The organism is Pantoea coffeiphila (assembly GCF_016909495.1).
GTDB lineage: Bacteria > Pseudomonadota > Gammaproteobacteria > Enterobacterales > Enterobacteriaceae > Erwinia > Erwinia coffeiphila.
The window spans coordinates 449,943-467,137 of record NZ_JAFBFW010000003.1 but is presented as its reverse complement, the minus strand read 5'-3'; the positions used below and the strand labels follow the sequence as shown (position 1 = coordinate 467,137).

General features: G+C 54.8%; 16 protein-coding genes and 1 riboswitch. Of the genes, 6 read left to right on the top strand and 10 right to left on the bottom strand.

From position 1 onward, the window contains the following. Positions 1-134: 134 nt before the first annotated feature. Together JOE09_RS11880 and JOE09_RS11875 are read left to right on the top strand one after the other, a co-directional pair. Positions 135-716 carry an NAD(P)H-dependent oxidoreductase gene (locus JOE09_RS11880; RefSeq protein WP_200560208.1) on the top strand — a complete coding sequence of 194 codons (582 nt, stop codon included), beginning with the start codon at positions 135-137 and terminating at the stop codon, positions 714-716. 39 nt (positions 717-755) lie between these two features. Further along, positions 756-1,061: a putative quinol monooxygenase gene (locus tag JOE09_RS11875; RefSeq protein WP_105592518.1), complete on the top strand. Its 306-nt coding sequence runs from the start codon at positions 756-758 to the stop codon at positions 1,059-1,061. Positions 1,062-1,081: 20 nt separating this feature from the next. On the opposite strand, the gene JOE09_RS11870 is transcribed toward JOE09_RS11875, so the two are convergent. From JOE09_RS11870 to nudF, 6 genes are all read right to left on the bottom strand, one after another. Then, a complete protein-coding gene (locus JOE09_RS11870) occupies positions 1,082-1,981 on the bottom strand; it encodes a LysR family transcriptional regulator (RefSeq protein WP_205065903.1) in 900 nt (299 codons plus the stop codon). A gap of 93 nt (positions 1,982-2,074) precedes the next feature. Further along, positions 2,075-3,970, bottom strand: coding sequence for a DNA topoisomerase IV subunit B (gene parE, locus JOE09_RS11865; RefSeq protein WP_205065902.1), 1,896 nt, complete (start codon positions 3,968-3,970; stop codon positions 2,075-2,077). A gap of 52 nt (positions 3,971-4,022) precedes the next feature. Then, entirely contained in the window at positions 4,023-4,607 is a 585-nt protein-coding gene (yqiA, locus tag JOE09_RS11860; RefSeq protein ID WP_200560210.1) for an esterase YqiA, read from the bottom strand. Positions 4,608-4,610: 3 nt separating this feature from the next. Continuing rightward, positions 4,611-5,438, bottom strand: coding sequence for a 3',5'-cyclic-AMP phosphodiesterase (cpdA, locus tag JOE09_RS11855; RefSeq protein ID WP_205065901.1), 828 nt, complete (start codon positions 5,436-5,438; stop codon positions 4,611-4,613). Positions 5,439-5,486: 48 nt separating this feature from the next. Then, entirely contained in the window at positions 5,487-5,909 is a 423-nt protein-coding gene (locus JOE09_RS11850) for a DUF1249 family protein (protein ID WP_105592523.1), read from the bottom strand. Between the two features lie 2 nt (positions 5,910-5,911). Further along, positions 5,912-6,544, bottom strand: a complete 633-nt coding sequence (gene nudF, locus JOE09_RS11845; protein ID WP_205065900.1) for an ADP-ribose diphosphatase — start codon at positions 6,542-6,544, stop codon at positions 5,912-5,914. A gap of 211 nt (positions 6,545-6,755) precedes the next feature. On the opposite strand from nudF, the gene tolC reads away from it, so the two are divergent. The 3 genes from tolC (at position 6,756) to JOE09_RS11830 (ending at position 10,219) form a co-directional block, all read left to right on the top strand. Continuing rightward, a complete protein-coding gene (tolC, locus tag JOE09_RS11840) occupies positions 6,756-8,162 on the top strand; it encodes an outer membrane channel protein TolC (RefSeq protein ID WP_205065899.1) in 1,407 nt (468 codons plus the stop codon). A gap of 212 nt (positions 8,163-8,374) precedes the next feature. Beyond that, entirely contained in the window at positions 8,375-9,052 is a 678-nt protein-coding gene (locus tag JOE09_RS11835) for a DUF1190 family protein (RefSeq protein WP_200543529.1), read from the top strand. 6 nt (positions 9,053-9,058) lie between these two features. Further along, positions 9,059-10,219: a glutathionylspermidine synthase family protein gene (locus tag JOE09_RS11830; RefSeq protein WP_200543527.1), complete on the top strand. Its 1,161-nt coding sequence runs from the start codon at positions 9,059-9,061 to the stop codon at positions 10,217-10,219. 57 nt (positions 10,220-10,276) lie between these two features. On the opposite strand, the gene ygiD is transcribed toward JOE09_RS11830, so the two are convergent. Both ygiD and ribB read right to left on the bottom strand, forming a co-directional pair. Continuing rightward, a complete protein-coding gene (gene ygiD / locus JOE09_RS11825; protein WP_205065898.1) occupies positions 10,277-11,062 on the bottom strand; it encodes a 4,5-DOPA-extradiol-dioxygenase in 786 nt (261 codons plus the stop codon). Between the two features lie 269 nt (positions 11,063-11,331). After that, positions 11,332-11,988 (bottom strand): 3,4-dihydroxy-2-butanone-4-phosphate synthase, encoded by a 657-nt coding sequence (gene ribB, locus JOE09_RS11820; RefSeq protein ID WP_205065897.1) that lies wholly within the window; start codon positions 11,986-11,988, stop codon positions 11,332-11,334. 108 nt (positions 11,989-12,096) lie between these two features. Continuing rightward, positions 12,097-12,246, bottom strand: a riboswitch (FMN riboswitch). Positions 12,247-12,393: 147 nt separating this feature from the next. Between ribB and ubiK the strand changes: the two genes are divergently transcribed. After that, on the top strand, positions 12,394-12,735 hold the full coding sequence (gene ubiK, locus JOE09_RS11815; RefSeq protein ID WP_200560272.1) for a ubiquinone biosynthesis accessory factor UbiK: 342 nt from the start codon (positions 12,394-12,396) through the stop codon (positions 12,733-12,735). 39 nt (positions 12,736-12,774) lie between these two features. Here the strand turns inward: ubiK and hldE are convergent, their stop codons facing one another. Both hldE and glnE read right to left on the bottom strand, forming a co-directional pair. After that, the gene (gene hldE / locus JOE09_RS11810) at positions 12,775-14,205 is read right to left on the bottom strand and encodes a bifunctional D-glycero-beta-D-manno-heptose-7-phosphate kinase/D-glycero-beta-D-manno-heptose 1-phosphate adenylyltransferase HldE (protein ID WP_205065896.1); all 1,431 of its coding nucleotides are present in this window, start codon (positions 14,203-14,205) and stop codon (positions 12,775-12,777) included. Positions 14,206-14,337: 132 nt separating this feature from the next. After that, positions 14,338-17,172: a bifunctional [glutamate--ammonia ligase]-adenylyl-L-tyrosine phosphorylase/[glutamate--ammonia-ligase] adenylyltransferase gene (gene glnE / locus JOE09_RS11805; protein WP_205065895.1), complete on the bottom strand. Its 2,835-nt coding sequence runs from the start codon at positions 17,170-17,172 to the stop codon at positions 14,338-14,340. Between the last annotated feature and the right edge of the window lie 23 nt (positions 17,173-17,195).

Here is a 17,195-nt window from a genome sequence, read left to right as displayed (position 1 = left end):
TACGCTTTATCGCTCACCAGCCATTGCTTCCGTATTGTTGCCTGCCAGGCAAAAGTGTTGTGATCCATACCACGTTTTACGCCCCCATATGCTGCTGTAGACTTGCATCAAATTCACAGAATCAGGATTAAGCCATGAGCCATATTTTAATTATCGATGCAGGTAAAACCTTTGCACATTCTAAAGGTGAGCTGAACCATACTTTGACCGGTATCGCCGCCAGCTGGCTGCGCGATGCCGGACATCATGTTGACGTCACGGTAGTGGATGACGGATATGTCGTTGCAGACGAGATTGAAAAATACCTCGCCGCTGACACCATCATTTATCAAATGCCGGGATGGTGGATGGGTGAACCATGGACCCTGAAAAAATACATCGATGAAGTCTTTACCGAAGGCCACGGCAAACTGTATGCCAGTGACGGGCGTACGCGCTCAGATGCGGCAAAAAAATATGGTTCCGGCGGTCTGCTGCAGGGCAAAAAGTATATGCTGTCTCTGACGTGGAATGCGCCATTGCAGGCCTTTACCGACCCGGAACAGTTCTTTGAAGGCGTTGGCGTGGACGGCGTTTATCTGCACTTCCATAAGGCTAACCAGTTCCTGGGTATGGAAGGATTACCAACCTTTATCTGTAATGATGTGATAAAACAGCCTGATATCGCAGGAGATATCTCCCGTTATCGGACTCATCTGAGTACAATTTTTGCTTAACTTAGTCTGTTAATTCGATTCATCGATCCGAGGAGCGCTATGTTAACCGTTGTGGCTGAAATTTGTATCAAACCGGGCCGTCGTGCCGCCGTACTTGAAGCTATCGAGCGGCTGATTCCGCTGGTACTGCAGGAGGAAGGATGCGGCAGCTATCAGGCACTGATCGATCATAAAGCGCAGGTGCCGTGGAAGCAGCACTCACCGGACTCAATTTTTATGGTGGAACACTGGGAGTCGCTGCGTCATCTGGAACAGCATCAGCAGGCGGACCATATGGAAACCCACCGCGCGATCATCAAAGATGATGTGGTCGACGTGAAGATCTTCGTGCTGGAACCCGCGTAAGAAGGTCATTGGCGGGCGGCTTACAGCAAATTTTTGCTGGCAAGCTGCTCGCTGAGGTAGTCCAGAAAACAGCTGATCCGCGCGGCCAGCGTACTGTTGCGATAATAAACCGCATTGATCGGGTGGCGCATTTCGCAGGTTTCTGCCGCCAGTACCGGCACCAGCTGGCCGCTGGCAGTCGCCTCCCGGCAGAGAAAATCGGAAACACGCACGATCCCCTGCCCATGTAGCGCCAGATGCAGCAGCGTTTCACCACTGGATGCCCCTATGCCAGGCTTAATCTGCAGCAGTTCGCCGTCGGCCTGGCGAACAGGCCAGATATTATGCTGTTCCAGCTGGCTAAATCCCAACAGTCGATGATGTGCAAGATCGGCCACGCTCTGGGGCGTACCGTGCTTTGCCAGGTATGCCGGACTGGCCATAAGCCGCAGTTTACTGCTGCCCAGCATACGTGCGTGCATGGTCGAATCCCGCAGCTCGCCAATGCGAATCGCAATGTCGGTTTGCTGTTCGAGCAAATCAATCACCACGTCATCGGTATTCAGCTCCAGCTCAATCAATGGATAGCGCTGAATAAACCCGTCAATAAGCGGCACAATGACGTGCAGCATAAACGGGGAAGCCGCATTCACCCGGAGTCTTCCTGACGGAATTTCCCGACGCTGCGCGATCTGTTCTTCGGCGGCCTCTACGGAGGCGATAATCTGCCGGGCATGCTGCAGGAATATCTGCCCCTCTTCGGTCAGCGCAATGCGGCGGGTCGTTCGATGCAACAGCGTGGTTTGCAGCTTGCTCTCCAGCCGACTCAACGCCCGGCTGATGCCGGAAGTGGTCTGGTTAAGCTGCTCGGCAGCGGCGGTAATCGAGCCACAGTCAACCACGACCACCCACGCACGCAGTTCTTCAAGGGTAATTTTCAATGGGCCGGCCTTTGGGAGAAGAGGAGAATGAGGTTTCTTTGCAGATTATGGATGAGCAGAAGCGGATCGTAAATGACGATCCGCTCCGGAGTTTTATACTTCGATTTCGGCAGTATCGCCTTTTTCCTGCAGCCAGTTACGACGATCTTCGGAGCGTTTCTTCGCCAGCAGCATATCCATCACCGCCAGCGTCTGATCCACATCGGTTTCATCGACCGTTAACTGCACCAGGCGGCGGGTATTGGGATCGAGCGTGGTTTCGCGCAGCTGAAGCGGGTTCATTTCACCCAGACCTTTAAAGCGCTGCACGCCCGGTTTGCCTTTCTTACGCTTCAGCTGTTCAAGGATACCGGCCTTCTCTTCCTCATCCAGCGCGTAGTAAACCTCTTTACCCAGATCGATACGATAGAGAGGCGGCATGGCGACGTAAACGTGACCATTTTGCACCAGCGTGCGGAAGTGGCGAACAAACAGCGCACACAGCAGCGTGGCGATATGCAGTCCGTCGGAGTCGGCATCGGCGAGGATACAGATCTTACCGTAGCGCAGCTGGCTGAGGTCTTCACTGTCCGGATCGATACCAATAGCGACCGAAATATCATGCACCTCCTGCGAAGCCAGCACCTCATCCGAGGAGACTTCCCAGGTGTTCAGGATCTTACCTTTCAGCGGCATGATCGCCTGATATTCACGATCGCGCGCCTGTTTAGCCGATCCGCCCGCCGAATCCCCTTCCACCAGGAAAAGTTCAGTACGATTGAGATCCTGTGCGCTACAGTCAGCCAGTTTACCCGGCAGCGCCGGGCCGCTGGTCAGCTTTTTACGCACCACTTTTTTAGCGGCACGCATGCGGCGCTGAGCGCTGGAAATGGCCAGCTCGGCCAGCAGCTCTGCCGTCTGCACGTTATTGTTAAGCCACAGGCTGAAGGCATCTTTCACTACGCCGGATACAAAGGCGGCACACTGGCGCGATGACAGACGCTCTTTTGTCTGGCCGGCGAACTGTGGGTCCTGCATTTTTACCGACAGCACGTAGGCACAACGATCCCAGATATCTTCCGCCGAAAGTTTAACCCCGCGCGGCAGGATGTTGCGGAATTCACAAAACTCACGCATTGCGTCCAGCAAGCCCTGCCGCAGACCGTTAACGTGCGTACCGCCCTGCATGGTCGGGATCAGGTTAACGTAGCTTTCCGTCAACAGTTCACCGCCTTCCGGTAGCCAGAGCAGCGCCCAGTCAACCGCTTCAACGTCACCGGAAAACGCGCCGACAAACGGTTTTTCCGGCAGCAGCGGCAGGCCATTAACCGCTTCCATCAGATAGTCGGTCAGGCCATCAGCGTAGCACCAGGTCTGTTCAGTATTGTTTAGCTTGTCTTTGAAGACGATCTCAACACCCGGGCAAAGCACGGCTTTCGCCTTCAGCAAATGGCTGAGGCGCGATACAGAGAAACGCGGGCTGTCGAAGAAGGATTCATCAGGCCAGAACTGCACGCGGGTGCCGGTATTGCGTTTTCCTACCGTGCCCGTCACCGACAGGTCCTGCACCTTGTCACCGTTTTCAAACGCCATTTCGTAGACTTCACCGTTACGGCGCACGGTGACTTCCACGCGTTTTGACAGCGCATTTACCACCGAGATACCCACGCCGTGCAGGCCGCCGGAGAACTGGTAGTTTTTGTTGGAGAATTTACCACCGGCATGCAGGCGGCAGAAAATCAGCTCAACGGCCGGCACGCCCTCTTCGGGATGGATATCCACCGGCATTCCGCGCCCGTCGTCGATCACTTCCAGCGACTGATCGGCGTGCAGAATCACTTCCACACGTTTTGCGTGGCCGGCCAGCGCTTCATCCACGCTGTTATCGATCACTTCCTGACCTAAATGGTTAGGCCGCGCTGTGTCAGTATACATACCCGGGCGACGACGCACGGGTTCAAGGCCGCTGAGAACCTCAATGGAATCAGCGTTATAGCTGGATTGAGTCATGGTAACAATCTGAATTAGTGGCTAAAAATGATTGCCCAAACTCCGTTTGATTTCACGCTTGCGAGGTTAGCCCCAGGAAATCAAACATAGCGGAGAAATGGCGTTCGAATCCGATAAAAGCATGATTTCCGCCCTCTTCTACCGTCTGGCGACAGGCGCTGTAATAGTCCAGGGCCTGACGGTAGTCGAGCACTTCATCACCCGTTTGTTGCAGCAGCCAGATCAAATCCGGCGACTCTAACGGGTCAATCTGCATCACTTTTAGATCGTAAATATGGCGCGACTCTAACACATATTGCTGGCCGGTGTAGGGGTTCTGATTTTCCCCGAGGAAATCTACCAGCAGCTCAAACGGCCTCACGGCGGGATTCACCACCACCGCAGGCAGCGTAAAACACTGGGAAAGCCAGGTCGCATAATATCCGCCAAGCGATGAGCCGATGATGCCCAGCGGCTCCCCTGACGCCTGCAATACGATATTTTCAAGCAGTGCCGCCGCTTCAGCCGGAAAGGCAGGGAGTTGCGGAACCAGCAAATTGATCGACGGATGGTGCTCCCCCAGCCAGCGACCGAACGCGGTCGCTTTAGCCGAACGGGGTGAGCTGTTAAAACCGTGAAGGTAGAGCAGCGTCGCCATCGATCAGTAACCTTCCGAATCCAGGTCAGGGCTGAAAATTCGCGTTGTCAGCCTACAGACTTCAGTTTCTAAGCGGCCATCATCGAACAGATTGAGCCAGCGCCAGCCGGGAGATTCTGCGTCAATGGTAAAGTTGGTGCAGTGCGGCTTGAATTGCACGCAGGTTGAAGGAGAAGCCAGCACGCGTCGGCCCTGCCATTCAAGGTCCAGTTCCTGATGAATATGGCCACAGAGTAGCGTTTTCGCCAGCGGATAACGCTGCAGCACGGCATCCAACATATGTGGATTTCGCAGGCCGTGCTGATCGAGCCACGTACAGCCAGAAGGCAGGGGATGGTGGTGAAGCAAAACCAGCGTATGCCGATGCGGCTCCCTGGCCAGCGTTTTATCCAGCCATTCAAGCTGATACTCACTCAGCTCGCCATGGGGCACGCCAAAAACCTGACTATCCAACAGCACAACCTGCCAGCAGTCGCCGATCAGGACGTGTTTTTCATCGGCTATGCTAGCGCTTGCCAACGTACTGAACATCGTCGGCTGAAAGTCATGGTTGCCAGGCAGCCAGACGCAAGGAGCAGGCAGACGAGCGATACCCTCAGCAAAATGCTGATAGGCTTCGGTAGTGTGATCCTGAGCAAGATCGCCGGTAGCAACGATCAGGTCATAATGCCGACGTTGTGCCGCGATGGCTTCCAACACCGCTTCATAACTGGCCCAGGTATTCACACCCAGCAGCGTTTCATGTTTGCCTGCAAAAAGGTGAGTATCCGTTATCTGTAAAATCCTGATACTGGACCCACTCGCCACAGGAAGTTTCAACAAGCTATCCAATCAAAGTCCTTAGGGTTACCGCTCTCTTGCTAACGTGTTGCAGCGGGTTCAACAAACCGGAACGGCTACCGCTCCATGTGATAAACAGTAGCGCAGCCATTCCGCCAGAAACTGGTTAATCTGGTGTTTTTCATCACGCTGATGCAGCTTTTTATTAGGATAATCATAGCGTGCTTTAAATCGGTAGATCTGCTGTGTTGAACACACTTCCGCCACCATGGCATCGTGATAGAGCCTGACCGACATAGAAGGCAGACTCCAGTAGCTCACGGCCGGGGCGGTTTGCTTAATCTCCACCAGCGTGGTGTAACGCGTCGATTCCAAAATGGTAATTTGATAGCTGGCACCATTTACCTGGTACGCCACTGACACTCCGGCCTGGTCGTCACGCGGAAGTAAGCGCCGCAGTTGTGCAAAGTTAGTTTCGCACACGCGCATCATTTCGGGAAAGTCAGGAACGTAACGCTTCATCGTTAAGGCTTCCACTCATCACTTAGTTGTTTATAGTGCAACTCGAGCCATTGTAAGGCAATGATCGCAGCTGAATTATCGATTTTCCCCTCTTCCACCCATTGATAAGCCTGACTACGGCTCACCACATGGACGAGAATATCCTCATTCTCTTCCTCCAGTCCGTGGTTTCCCTTCGCCACGCTGGCATCCACTTCACCAACATACACTATCAATCGCTCGGTCGTGCCCCCCGCGCTGGACAGGTAATTGCTGATAGGTTTGGTGCGCCCGGCGGTCAGTCCGGCCTCTTCAACGGCTTCACGTCTGGCAACCTCTTCCGGGGTTTCGCCTTCCTCAATCATTCCTGCGACCAGCTCAAGCTTCCACGGGGTTGGGCTGGTGTCCCAGGAGGCAATGCGTATTTGCTCGATCAGCACGACTTCATCACGCAGCGGATCGTAGGGTAGCAGCACCGCTGCATGGCCGCGCTCGAAAATTTCCCTGCTTACTTCACCACTCATTTCACCGTTAAACAAGCGGTGGCGAAAGCGATAACGTTCCACCGAAAAAAAACCGCGATAAAGCGTCTCTCGTGCGATAATTTCTACATCGTCTTTGGTAAACGTTACCGGGAATGTGTTACAGATTGCCATAGGAACCTCTCCTGAAAATGATCGCAATGACGAAAAGTGCAATAGTAATACCGCTAGATTTGTAGTTTCTGAGGAATTATTTACGTAAATTAAAGCGAGATGGCACTTTCAGCCAACTTACCTTATCGGCACACTCTGCTAGAATCGGCGATAATTTTTTGGCCTACGCCAGCGCTACCATAGCAATTTTGCGGCACTACAAGGAATGCAAATGAACAAACTGCTCCCTTTACTCATTGGTCTGAGCCTGGGCGGCTTCAGTGTTGCCAGCCAGGCTGAAAACCTGCTTCAGGTCTATCAGCAGGCTCGTTTGTCTAACCCTGATCTTCGTAGCTCAGCGGCCGATCGCGATGCTGCTTTTGAGAAAATTAACGAAGCCCGTAGCCCACTGTTACCGCAGCTCGGGTTGGGAGCGGACTATACCTATACTAACGGTTATCGCGATGCTCGTGATTCGAACAGCGATACGAAAAGCGCATCGCTGCAGCTGACCCAGACCATTTTTGATATGTCAAAATGGCGTGCGCTGACCCTGCAGGAAAAAACCGCCGGTATTCAGGATGTCACCTACCAGACCGCACAGCAGAAGCTGATTCTGGACACGGCAACGGCGTATTTCAACGTTCTGAATGCGATTGATACCCTTTCCTATACCGAAGCGCAGAAGCAGTCAATCTATCGTCAGCTGGATCAAACCACCCAGCGCTTTAACGTGGGCCTGGTCGCCATCACCGACGTGCAGAACGCCCGTTCACAGTACGATAGCGTGCTGGCCAGCGAAGTGAGCGCTCGTAACGACCTGGATAACGCCGTTGAGTCTCTGCGTCAGGTAACCGGCAATTACTACCCAAGCCTGGCATCGCTGAACGTGGATCGCTTCAAAACAGATAAGCCGCAGCCGGTGAAAGATCTGCTGAAAGAGGCTGAAAGCCGTAACCTTAGCCTGCTCTCCGCCCGTCTGTCTCAGGACCTGGCTCGCGAGCAAATCCGCTCCGCTGAAACCGGTCATATGCCAACCGTCGGTCTGACCGCGTCAACCGGCCTGTCAAACAATCGCTACCACGGCGATCGTTCTACCGGCACGGACAATATCAGCGGCAGCAACCAGGTTGGACTGAGCTTTAGTCTGCCGCTGTACAGCGGTGGCTCGGTCACCTCGCAGGTCAAACAGGCGCAGTATGCATTTGTGTCTTACAGTGAGCAGTTAGAAAGCGCCCACCGTACCACTGTGCAGACCGTCCGTTCTTCATTTAATAACGTGAACGCGTCTATCAGCAGCATCAACGCCTATAAGCAGGCCGTGGTTTCTTCACAGAGCTCCCTGGACGCCATGGAAGCCGGTTATCAGGTCGGTACTCGTACCATCGTTGACGTGCTGGACGCGACAACAACGCTGTACAACGCCAAGCAGCAGCTGGCGAATGCACGCTATAGCTATATGATTAACCAGCTGAATATCAAATCTGCTCTGGGTACGCTCAATGAGGAAGATTTACAGGCGCTGAATACTCATCTCGGCAAAGATATTCCCACCACGCCGGATGCCGTTGCACCTGAAAATCCAAAACAGGATGCCGCCGCCGACCGTGATTTGAGCCGTTCGGTTCAAGCACAGTAAATTACAAAGCCAGCGGTAATCCGCCGGCCAGTAATCTATAGAGAAGGGCAGCCTGCGCTGCCCTTCTGCTTTTCCAAAGCAATTTGTAAGCCGTCCTTCACAATCAAACGTATAGCTACGTAAAGATCCCCGTACCATCCAGCCGCATCGCTTCATTTTTCACCGCCGTTCCCCTATCCTATGCACTATCTTTGGGCACAGGACAGAAAGCCATGAAACGGACTAAACAGATCAATCACGCCTCTTTTCGTAAAAGCTGGGGCGCACGTCATTTAACGCCGGTGGCCCTTGCGGTGACCGCAGTCATTATGCTGGCGGGCTGTGAGCAAACGGACGAAAGCGTTTCGATGTATCAGAATGCGGATGACTGCTCCAGCGCCAATCCGGGTAAATCAGAGCAGTGCACGGTCGCATTTAATAAAGCGAAAGAAGAAGCCGTTAAGACCGCACCCAAGTATGCCAGCCGTGAAGACTGCGTGGCCGAATTCGGTGAAGGTCAGTGTCAGCAGGCTCCGGCACAGGCTGGTGTAACCACCAATGCGGAAAATCAGTCCAGCGGCAGTTTCTGGATGCCGCTGATGGCCGGTTACATGATGGGACGAATGATGAGCGGGGGCATGGGACAGCAGCAGCCACTCTTTAGCTCAAAAAACCCGGCCAGCCCGGCTAACGGTAAGTTCGTGGATGCCGCTGGTAAGAGCTATGGCCCGGCCGTATCAGGCCGCACGATGAACGTACCGAAAACAGCGATGGCGCCGAAACCTGCAACCACCAGCACGGTAACGCGCGGTGGCTTTGGTGAAAGCGTGGCGAAACAATCCACCATGCAGCGTAGCAGTGCGTCCGGCAGCAATCGTTCCAGCACCACCAGCCGCAGTTTAGGGGGCTAACGCCGGATGAAACGCATTGCTATTGCTGAGCGTCCTGACTGGCGAGCAAAAGCCACTGAGTACGGTTTTAACTTCCACACCATGTACGGCGAGCCTTACTGGTGTGAAGACGCCTACTATCAGTTTACCCTGCAGCAGATTGAAACTCTGGAAGATGTCACCAGCGAAATTCATCAGATGTGTTTACAGGCGGTGGATTTGGTCACCGGCAGCGAAGAGCTGCTGGAGAAGTTTCGCATTCCTAAGCACACCTGGGATTTCGTGCGGGAATCCTGGAAAAGCGGCCAGCCATCGCTCTACTCCCGTTTAGACCTTGCGTGGGACGGCCACTCTCCTGCCAAGCTGCTGGAGAATAACGCCGATACGCCAACCTCACTTTATGAAGCCGCATTCTTCCAGTGGGTCTGGCTGGAAGAACAGCTTAACGCCGGGAACCTTCCGGCAGGCAGCGATCAGTTCAACAGCCTGCAGGAAAAGCTGATCGAACGTTTTGCCGATCTGCATCAGAAACACGGTTTTGGCCTGCTCCACTTCTCCTGCTGCCGCGATACTGAAGAAGATCGCGCCACGGTGCAATATTTGCAGGACTGCGCGACCGAGGCCGGTTTACCGAGTGAATTCCTGTTTATAGACGAGATTGGTCTGGGGGAAAAAGGCCAGTTCACCGATGTAAATGACCAGGTGATAAGCAACATGTTTAAACTCTATCCCTGGGAGTTTATGCTGCGCGAGATGTTCTCCACTAAGCTTGCCGATGCCGGTGTGCGCTGGCTGGAGCCGGGATGGAAGAGCATCATTTCCAATAAAGCGATGCTGCCGCTGCTATGGAAAATGTTCCCTAATCACCCGAATCTGCTTGCCGCTTACTTTGCCGAAGATAACGTGCCGCATATGGATAAATACGTGGTTAAGCCACTGTTTTCCCGTGAAGGCGCGAATATTCGCATCGTGGAAAATGGTAAAGAGATCGCCCGCGTTGACGGGCCTTACGGCGAAGAGGGAATGATCGTCCAGCAGTTCCATCCGCTGCCGAAGTTTGGCGACAGCTATACGCTGATCGGTTCCTGGCTGATCGACGATCAGCCAGCGGGAATTGGCCTGAGGGAAGATCGCGAACTGATCACCCAGGATCTGTCACGCTTCTATCCGCACGCGTTTATCGAGTAATCTTTTCGGGCGAGGTTCCCCTCGCCCAATATCAAAGCGGCAAGTCATCCTGGCAGTTTAGCCCACCTGCACGGACAGCATACTCAACGACCCCATCACAATGCCATCCACCGGCACGGTTACCGCTTCATCCTGCGCCCTGGCGCCCAGCACGTAAAGCAGTGGCAGATAGTGCTCTGGCGTTGGATTCGACAGCGCCGCGCCCTCATGCTGCATAAAGTTAACCAGCGGATGCTGAGCATCCTCACCCTGCCATGCCAGATTATCGCGCACGTACTGATTAAACGACTCAGCCCACGGATAGGCTGGTGCTTCTCCCTGCCAGCGAACCATACGCAGGTTATGCACTACGTTGCCGCTGGCAACGATCATCACGCCCTGCTCGCGCAGTAGCGCCAGTTTGCGTCCCAGCTCAAAGTGATACGCTGCTGGTTTTGTGCCATCAATGCTCAGCTGAACAACCGGAATATCGGCATCCGGGTACATCTTAATTAACACTCCCCAGGAACCGTGGTCAAAGCCCCACTCCTGATCGAGCTGAACGTCAACCGGCGACAGCACTTCCGCAATCTGGCGGGCCAGCGCCGGGGAACCAGGAGCAGGATAGCGCGTGTCAAACAGGGCCTGCGGGAAACCACCAAAATCATGAATGGTACGTGGTTTCTCCATCGCGGTAACCGCCGTTCCGCGCGTATACCAGTGCGCGGAAACCGCAATAATCGCTTTTGGCTTCGGTAAGGTCTCACCCAGCTTGCGCCAGGTTTCGGTATAGATATTCTCTTCCAGCACATTCATCGGGCTACCGTGGCCAAGGAAGAGTGCGGGCATACGTTGGTGACTCATGGTTTACTCCAGAAGTGTTCGTTCAATGACGCTTACATTACGCCCATATGTATCGTGATGAACCTGGATAACCCTGATGAAGATATTCAGATAATTTGAACAGAGATTGCAGAATGGATGACGGTTGGCTGATGTACATCAAGACTGCCGCTGTGGTCTGAAGGCAGGAAGCAGGAAGCAGGAAGCAGGAAGCAGGAAGCAGGAAGCAGGAAGCAGGAAGCAGGAAGCAGGATAAATTAACAGGGCCGGGTAAACCGGCCCAGAGAAGATTAGCTGGCCTGGAGCGTTTCGTGGCTACGGCGATAAGCCACCAGATCTTCGATAGTGACGACCGGCATGTCATGCTGCTTAGCGAAGACAACGACTTCCGCCGCATGTGCCATTGAACCATCATCGTTAGTCAGCTCACACAGCACGCCCGCCGGCTTGAAGCCCGCCAGCGTCACCAGATCGATAGTGGCTTCGGTGTGCCCACCGCGGGTCAGCACGCCGCCAGCACGACCGCGCAGCGGGAAGACGTGACCAGGACGATTCAGATCGGCAGGCTTGGCATCATCAGCAATAGCGGTACGGATAGTGGTGATGCGGTCTGAAGCGGAAACGCCGGTGGTGACACCCTGCGCAGCTTCGATGGTGACGGTGAAACCGGTGCCGTAGGCGCTGGTGTTATCTTCAACCATCATTGGCAGGTCAAGCTGACCAAGACGTTCTTCGGTCAGACAAAGGCAGACGATACCGCTGCCGTGACGAATGGTTAATGCCATCTGTTCTACGGTCATGGTTTCGGCGGCGAAGATCATATCACCTTCATTTTCACGATCTTCATCATCTAAAACCATTACACCGCGGCCAGCGCGAAGCGCTTCGATAGCACGGGTTACACGCTGTTCAGGCGTGCCAAATTCAGAAAGTAGCGACTGATTCATGGTAAATAAACCTTAATAAATGTATGGGTTACCAGAATCAGGGCGTGCTTAGGAGTGTCAAGCTGTGACAAAAAAATAACGCGAGGCGAGCGCAGGCCCGACAAGATACGTTACTCTCTCCCATCCGGACTCTAACCGTCGGCCCCGGAATTACACCGGATCTGCTGTCCTTCAGGAATGACCCTGAAGCGCTCGCGGGCTTTCAGCCGAAGCTGATTTACCGCCGGTGGGGAATTTCGCCCCGCCCTGAGAATAAGCAGACTTACTATAACGCTGATAATGAACGCGGGCAACGAACAAAATTGGCAAATTTATATCCATTTATTCGCTATGCTCATTTCCGGTTTATCCTTTCCCCCGGAGGGATTACACTTAGAGAAAATTTGCTGCTACCAGGAAGCTGACATGATTGATGCTAAAAAAATTGAACAACTGGCCCGCCAGATCCATGAATCTATGCCAAAAGGTATCCGCGAGTTAGGCGATGATGTGGAAAAGAAAATTCGTCAGACCATCCAGGCCCAGCTGACCCGTCTTGATGTCGTGAACCGTGAAGAGTTTGACGTGCAGACTCAGGTGCTGTTGCGCACACGCGAAAAGCTGGCAGTACTGGAACAACGCCTGGCGGCGCTGGAGAACCAGTCTGCAGCACCAGCGGCGGCGGCAGGAACGGCCACTGCACCGGTCACGACGGCACCCGCTGCGCAGGCCGCATCAGAGCCTGGCGATGCAAAAGATCCTGTCTGATTTACAAAGAAAAAAGCTGCCCAACCGGGCAGCTTTTTTTTAGTTCTTACGATTGATAATCGTCTTAATGATATTGCTGGTTGAGATACCGTCTTCGAAGTTCAGCACGCGTACGTCACCGCCGTTAGCCCACACTTCTTTACTGCCTGCGATATCCTCTGGCTTATAGTCGCCGCCTTTGACCAGCAGGTCCGGCAACACTTCAGCAATCAGACGCTGCGGCGTGTCTTCTTCAAAGCCCACCACCCAGTCTACGGCTTCCAGCGCACCCAGAACGATCATACGATTTTCCAGCGGGTTAACCGGACGTGTTTCGCCCTTCAGACGGCGGGTGGACGCGTCGCTGTTCACCGCCACAATCAGCCGGTCACCCAGTCTGCGGGCATTCGCGAGATAGGAAACGTGCCCGGCATGAAGAATGTCAAATACGCCATTGGTCATCACCACGCGCTCGCCGCGCTGGCGGGCTTTAGCGACTTCAGCCTTCAGCTGAGCTTCATCCATCACGCCAAAACCAGACTCGGGGCGCGCATGAATCGCATTTTCCAGCTCAATCGGGGAAACTGTCGATGTACCCAGTTTACCCACAACCACGCCCGCAGCCGCATTTGCAAGGAAGCAGCTCTCTTCCAGGCTGTTGCCAGCGGCCAGCGCGGCAGCCAGTACGCCGATCACCGTATCGCCAGCACCGGTTACATCGAACACTTCCTGCGCCTGCGTTGGCATATGGAACGGTTCTTTGCCCGGCTGTAGCAGCGTCATACCGTTTTCAGAACGGGTCACCAGCAGCGCCGACAGGCCGTGCTTCTGCATCAGCGCGGTACCACGCTCAACGATTTCAGCCTCGCTTTTGCACTTACCGACTACGGCTTCAAACTCCGAAAGATTCGGCGTCAGCAAGGTGGCGCCGTGATAACGGCCGAAATCGGTCCCTTTCGGGTCCACCAGCACTGGTACACCGGCTTCACGTGCCAGCTTGATCATGGTTTCTACGCTCGACAACGCGCCTTTGGCGTAGTCAGAAAGCACCAGCGCACCGATTTTAGGCAAGGCCTGCTGAATGCGCTCGTGCATAGGTTCCGGGTTAACCCCTTCGAAACCCTCTTCAAAATCAAGGCGGATTAGCTGCTGATTACGCGAAAGAACGCGCAGCTTGGTCACGGTTGGATGGGTTGGTACAGAAACAAAATCACACTGCACGTTGACCCCAGTCAGCGTCTCGCTCAGTACGCGCGCAGCATCATCAATGCCGGTTAGTCCCACGAGGCGAGATTCAGCGCCAAGAGAAGCGATATTCATCGCCACGTTTGCCGCCCCGCCGGGGCGCTCTTCCACGTGTTCAACCTTGACAACCGGCACCGGAGCTTCGGGAGAGATACGGCTGGTTGGCCCGTGCCAGTAACGATCCAGCATCACATCACCAACAACCAGAACACCCGCACGTTTAAAATCAGGCAGTGTAACTTTCATTCAGACACTCCACTCCAGACAGCATAAAAACCAAAAATTCAGGCGCGCGATAATAGCACAAATGTTGCCGTGCCTGACTATCGCGGCCACGTTGTTCACTTCGTCACCAAGCCACGGATACGCTCTGCGTCCTCAGTCGCCAAACCAGGTTTGCCAGCTGTGATTAACCTGGGCTTTTTCACTCGCATAGGCGCTTTCTTCCACATGCCCCGGCAGCTCCTGTAGCGCCAGGTGGTGCAGTGCATCTCGCAGCGTAACGTAGGCATGAGTCAGTGCTTTCGCCTCCGGCTCCGTCATTTTTCCCCCGTTAGCCAGCAGTTCGAAAATACGAACATTATCGGACCAGCGGGTTAGCGTCAGATCCTGTGAGGCATAGCGTAGGACCAGATATTGCGTGATGAATTCAATATCTGTGATGCCACCGGCATCGGCTTTAATATCCCAGCGGCCTTTATGTTTCTGTCCAAGATGCGCACGCATTTTTTCACGCATCTCCCGAACCTCAACCTTCAGGGTTTCTGCCTCACGCGGCAGCGCCAGGATACCCCGGCGAATTTCTCCAAAGCGCTGACTGAGCTCCCCATCTCCGTAAACGATGCGAGCACGTACCAGCGCCTGATGCTCCCAGGTCCAGGCTTCATTGCGCTGGTAATCGTCAAAGGCTTCAAAGGTACTCACCAGCATACCGGCAGCACCCGAGGGGCGCAGGCGGGCATCGACTTCATAAAGAATACCTGACGAGGTTCGGGTACTGAACAGATGCATCACCCGCTGTGCCAGCCGCAGATAGAACTGCCGCCCATCAATACTGCGATCGCCCAGCGTGACCGCTTCCTGAGGGCAGTTGTGCAGGAATACCAGGTCCAAATCGGAGCTGTAACCCAGCTCCCAACCGCCCAGCTTGCCGTAGCCGACAACGGCAAAGCCACGCTCGCTGTCGCTGGTCAGATGCGATGGCCGCCCGTAGCGCTGTACCATCATATTCCACGCCTGCTGTACTACCGCTTCTATCATCGCTTCGGCAAGCCAGGTCAGATGATCGCTGACCTTCATTACCGGCAGCGTGCCGGCGATATCCGCCGCGGCAATACGCAGATGCTGGGCCTGTTTAAACTGCCTGAGTGCTTCCAGCTGCTGCTCTTCATCCTCTTCCGGGATACGCAGCAGATACTGACGCAGCTCGTCGCGATAGGCATCGGTTGCCGTTGGCTGGTAAAGCGTCGCCGGGTCAAGCAGCTCATCAAGCAGCAGCGGATAACGCGCCAGCTGGCTGGCAACCATCGGAGAGGCGGCACACAGGCGAATCAGATGCTGGAGCGCGCCGTGGAATTCCGTGAGCAGCTCCAGATAGGTGGTGCGTGTGACCACGCCGAGCAGCAGCGGCGTCAGGCGGCCAAGCGTGACAACCGCATCATCGCGCGGTACTACCTCGCTGAGCAGACGAGGCATCAGCTGATCGAGCGCCTGGCGGCCGCGTGGGCCGATCGTGCGCTTATCCACATCCAGACGAAAATCGGTAATCGCCCGCAGCAGTTGCTGACATGCTTCACCGTTCAAATGCGGGACGAGCGGCAGCAGTTCAGCTTCCTCTAACTGGTCCTGCCACAGCACACCATATTCCCCGGCTTCACGGTTCTCGCCGCTCTCCGGGGCATCGTCGCCAATCAGCTCGTCGAAGATTGAGCGTACCGCCACCATATGCCCATCCAGCCGGTCGTGCAGGCCCTGCCAGTCGGCAAATCCCATCGCCCACGCCAGACGCGCGCGGTCCAGCTCACTGGCCGGCAATGTCTGCGTCTGTTCATCATTAATGCTTTGCAGCAGATTTTCCAACCGCCGCAGGAACAGATAGGCATCGTGCAGCTGCGCGACCTGAGACTGTGGAAGTAAATTCAGTTCTTTGATTGATTCAAGAGTAGGAAGCAATGAACGCAGCTGCAGCGACCGTTCACGACCACCACGGATCAGCTGGAAGACCTGAACAATAAACTCTATTTCACGGATACCACCGGCACCGAGCTTGATGTTATCGGTCAGCCCGCGCCGCCGCACCTCACGCGCAATCATCGCCTTCATATTGCGCAGGGACTGGATCACGCTGAAATCAATATAGCGACGAAAGACAAACGGCCGCAGCATCTGCCGTAGTTCCTGGCTCCAGCGATCGTCACCGCCGCCCATTAAGCGGGCCTTGACCATCGCATAGCGTTCCCAGTCGCGCCCCTGCTCCTGGTAATAATCTTCCAGCGCCGCAAAGCTCAGCACCAGCGGGCCGCTGTCACCAAACGGCCGCAGCCGCATATCTACGCGGTAGACGAAGCCGTCCACGGTTGGCTGATCGAGCACTTTGATCAGCCGCTGCCCCAGACGCGTAAAGAACTGGGCGTTATCCAGCTCACGCCGTCCGCCCTGCGTCACGCCATTTTCCGGCCAGGTGAAGATCAAATCGATATCGGAAGAGAAATTCAGCTCACCACCGCCCAGTTTACCCATACCGAGGATCAGCAGCGGCTGCGGCTCTCCGGCGGCATTAACCGGCGTGCCAAAATCCTTGCAGCAGGCGAGCCACAGCCAGTCACGGGCAGCGACGATCAGGGTTTCTGCCAGTTCGCTCAGCTGCGTTAACGTTTGTTCGGTGCTGCTGGTCGCCAGAGTCTGCATCCAGGCGATGCGCGTCAGCATATGGCGGCGAAACAGCCGCAGTTCGCGCATCAGCGTGTTTTCATCCAGCACCGAGGCCAGCCGCTCTGCCAGCCACGCGGTATAGTGCTGCCACTCGTCGGCAAGCGGCGGCTGAGTTTGCAGCTGCTGCCACCATTCAGGATGTTTCGTCAGGTTATCACTGATGAAGTCACTAAACGCCAGCACGGACTGCTGCTGCGGAGTGGTCCCGTCCGGCAGAGGATCGATAACGGAAATCTGTTCAGCCAGCAAAGATGGCAGCGGCTGCGATAGTAAAGGCACCATAAACACTCCCTGATTAATCACCC

Coding starts and splice junctions, on each gene's coding strand:
- JOE09_RS11880 (WP_200560208.1), top strand. CDS start 135: ATGAGCCATATTTTAATTATCGATGCAGGTAAAACCTTTGCACATTCT.
- JOE09_RS11875 (WP_105592518.1), top strand. CDS start 756: ATGTTAACCGTTGTGGCTGAAATTTGTATCAAACCGGGCCGTCGTGCC.
- parE (WP_205065902.1), bottom strand. CDS start 3,970: ATGACTCAATCCAGCTATAACGCTGATTCCATTGAGGTTCTCAGCGGC.
- yqiA (WP_200560210.1), bottom strand. CDS start 4,607: ATGGCGACGCTGCTCTACCTTCACGGTTTTAACAGCTCACCCCGTTCG.
- JOE09_RS11850 (WP_105592523.1), bottom strand. CDS start 5,909: ATGAAGCGTTACGTTCCTGACTTTCCCGAAATGATGCGCGTGTGCGAA.
- nudF (WP_205065900.1), bottom strand. CDS start 6,544: ATGGCAATCTGTAACACATTCCCGGTAACGTTTACCAAAGACGATGTA.
- tolC (WP_205065899.1), top strand. CDS start 6,756: ATGAACAAACTGCTCCCTTTACTCATTGGTCTGAGCCTGGGCGGCTTC.
- JOE09_RS11835 (WP_200543529.1), top strand. CDS start 8,375: ATGAAACGGACTAAACAGATCAATCACGCCTCTTTTCGTAAAAGCTGG.
- JOE09_RS11830 (WP_200543527.1), top strand. CDS start 9,059: ATGAAACGCATTGCTATTGCTGAGCGTCCTGACTGGCGAGCAAAAGCC.
- ygiD (WP_205065898.1), bottom strand. CDS start 11,062: ATGAGTCACCAACGTATGCCCGCACTCTTCCTTGGCCACGGTAGCCCG.
- ribB (WP_205065897.1), bottom strand. CDS start 11,988: ATGAATCAGTCGCTACTTTCTGAATTTGGCACGCCTGAACAGCGTGTA.
- ubiK (WP_200560272.1), top strand. CDS start 12,394: ATGATTGATGCTAAAAAAATTGAACAACTGGCCCGCCAGATCCATGAA.
- hldE (WP_205065896.1), bottom strand. CDS start 14,205: ATGAAAGTTACACTGCCTGATTTTAAACGTGCGGGTGTTCTGGTTGTT.
- glnE (WP_205065895.1), bottom strand. CDS start 17,172: ATGGTGCCTTTACTATCGCAGCCGCTGCCATCTTTGCTGGCTGAACAG.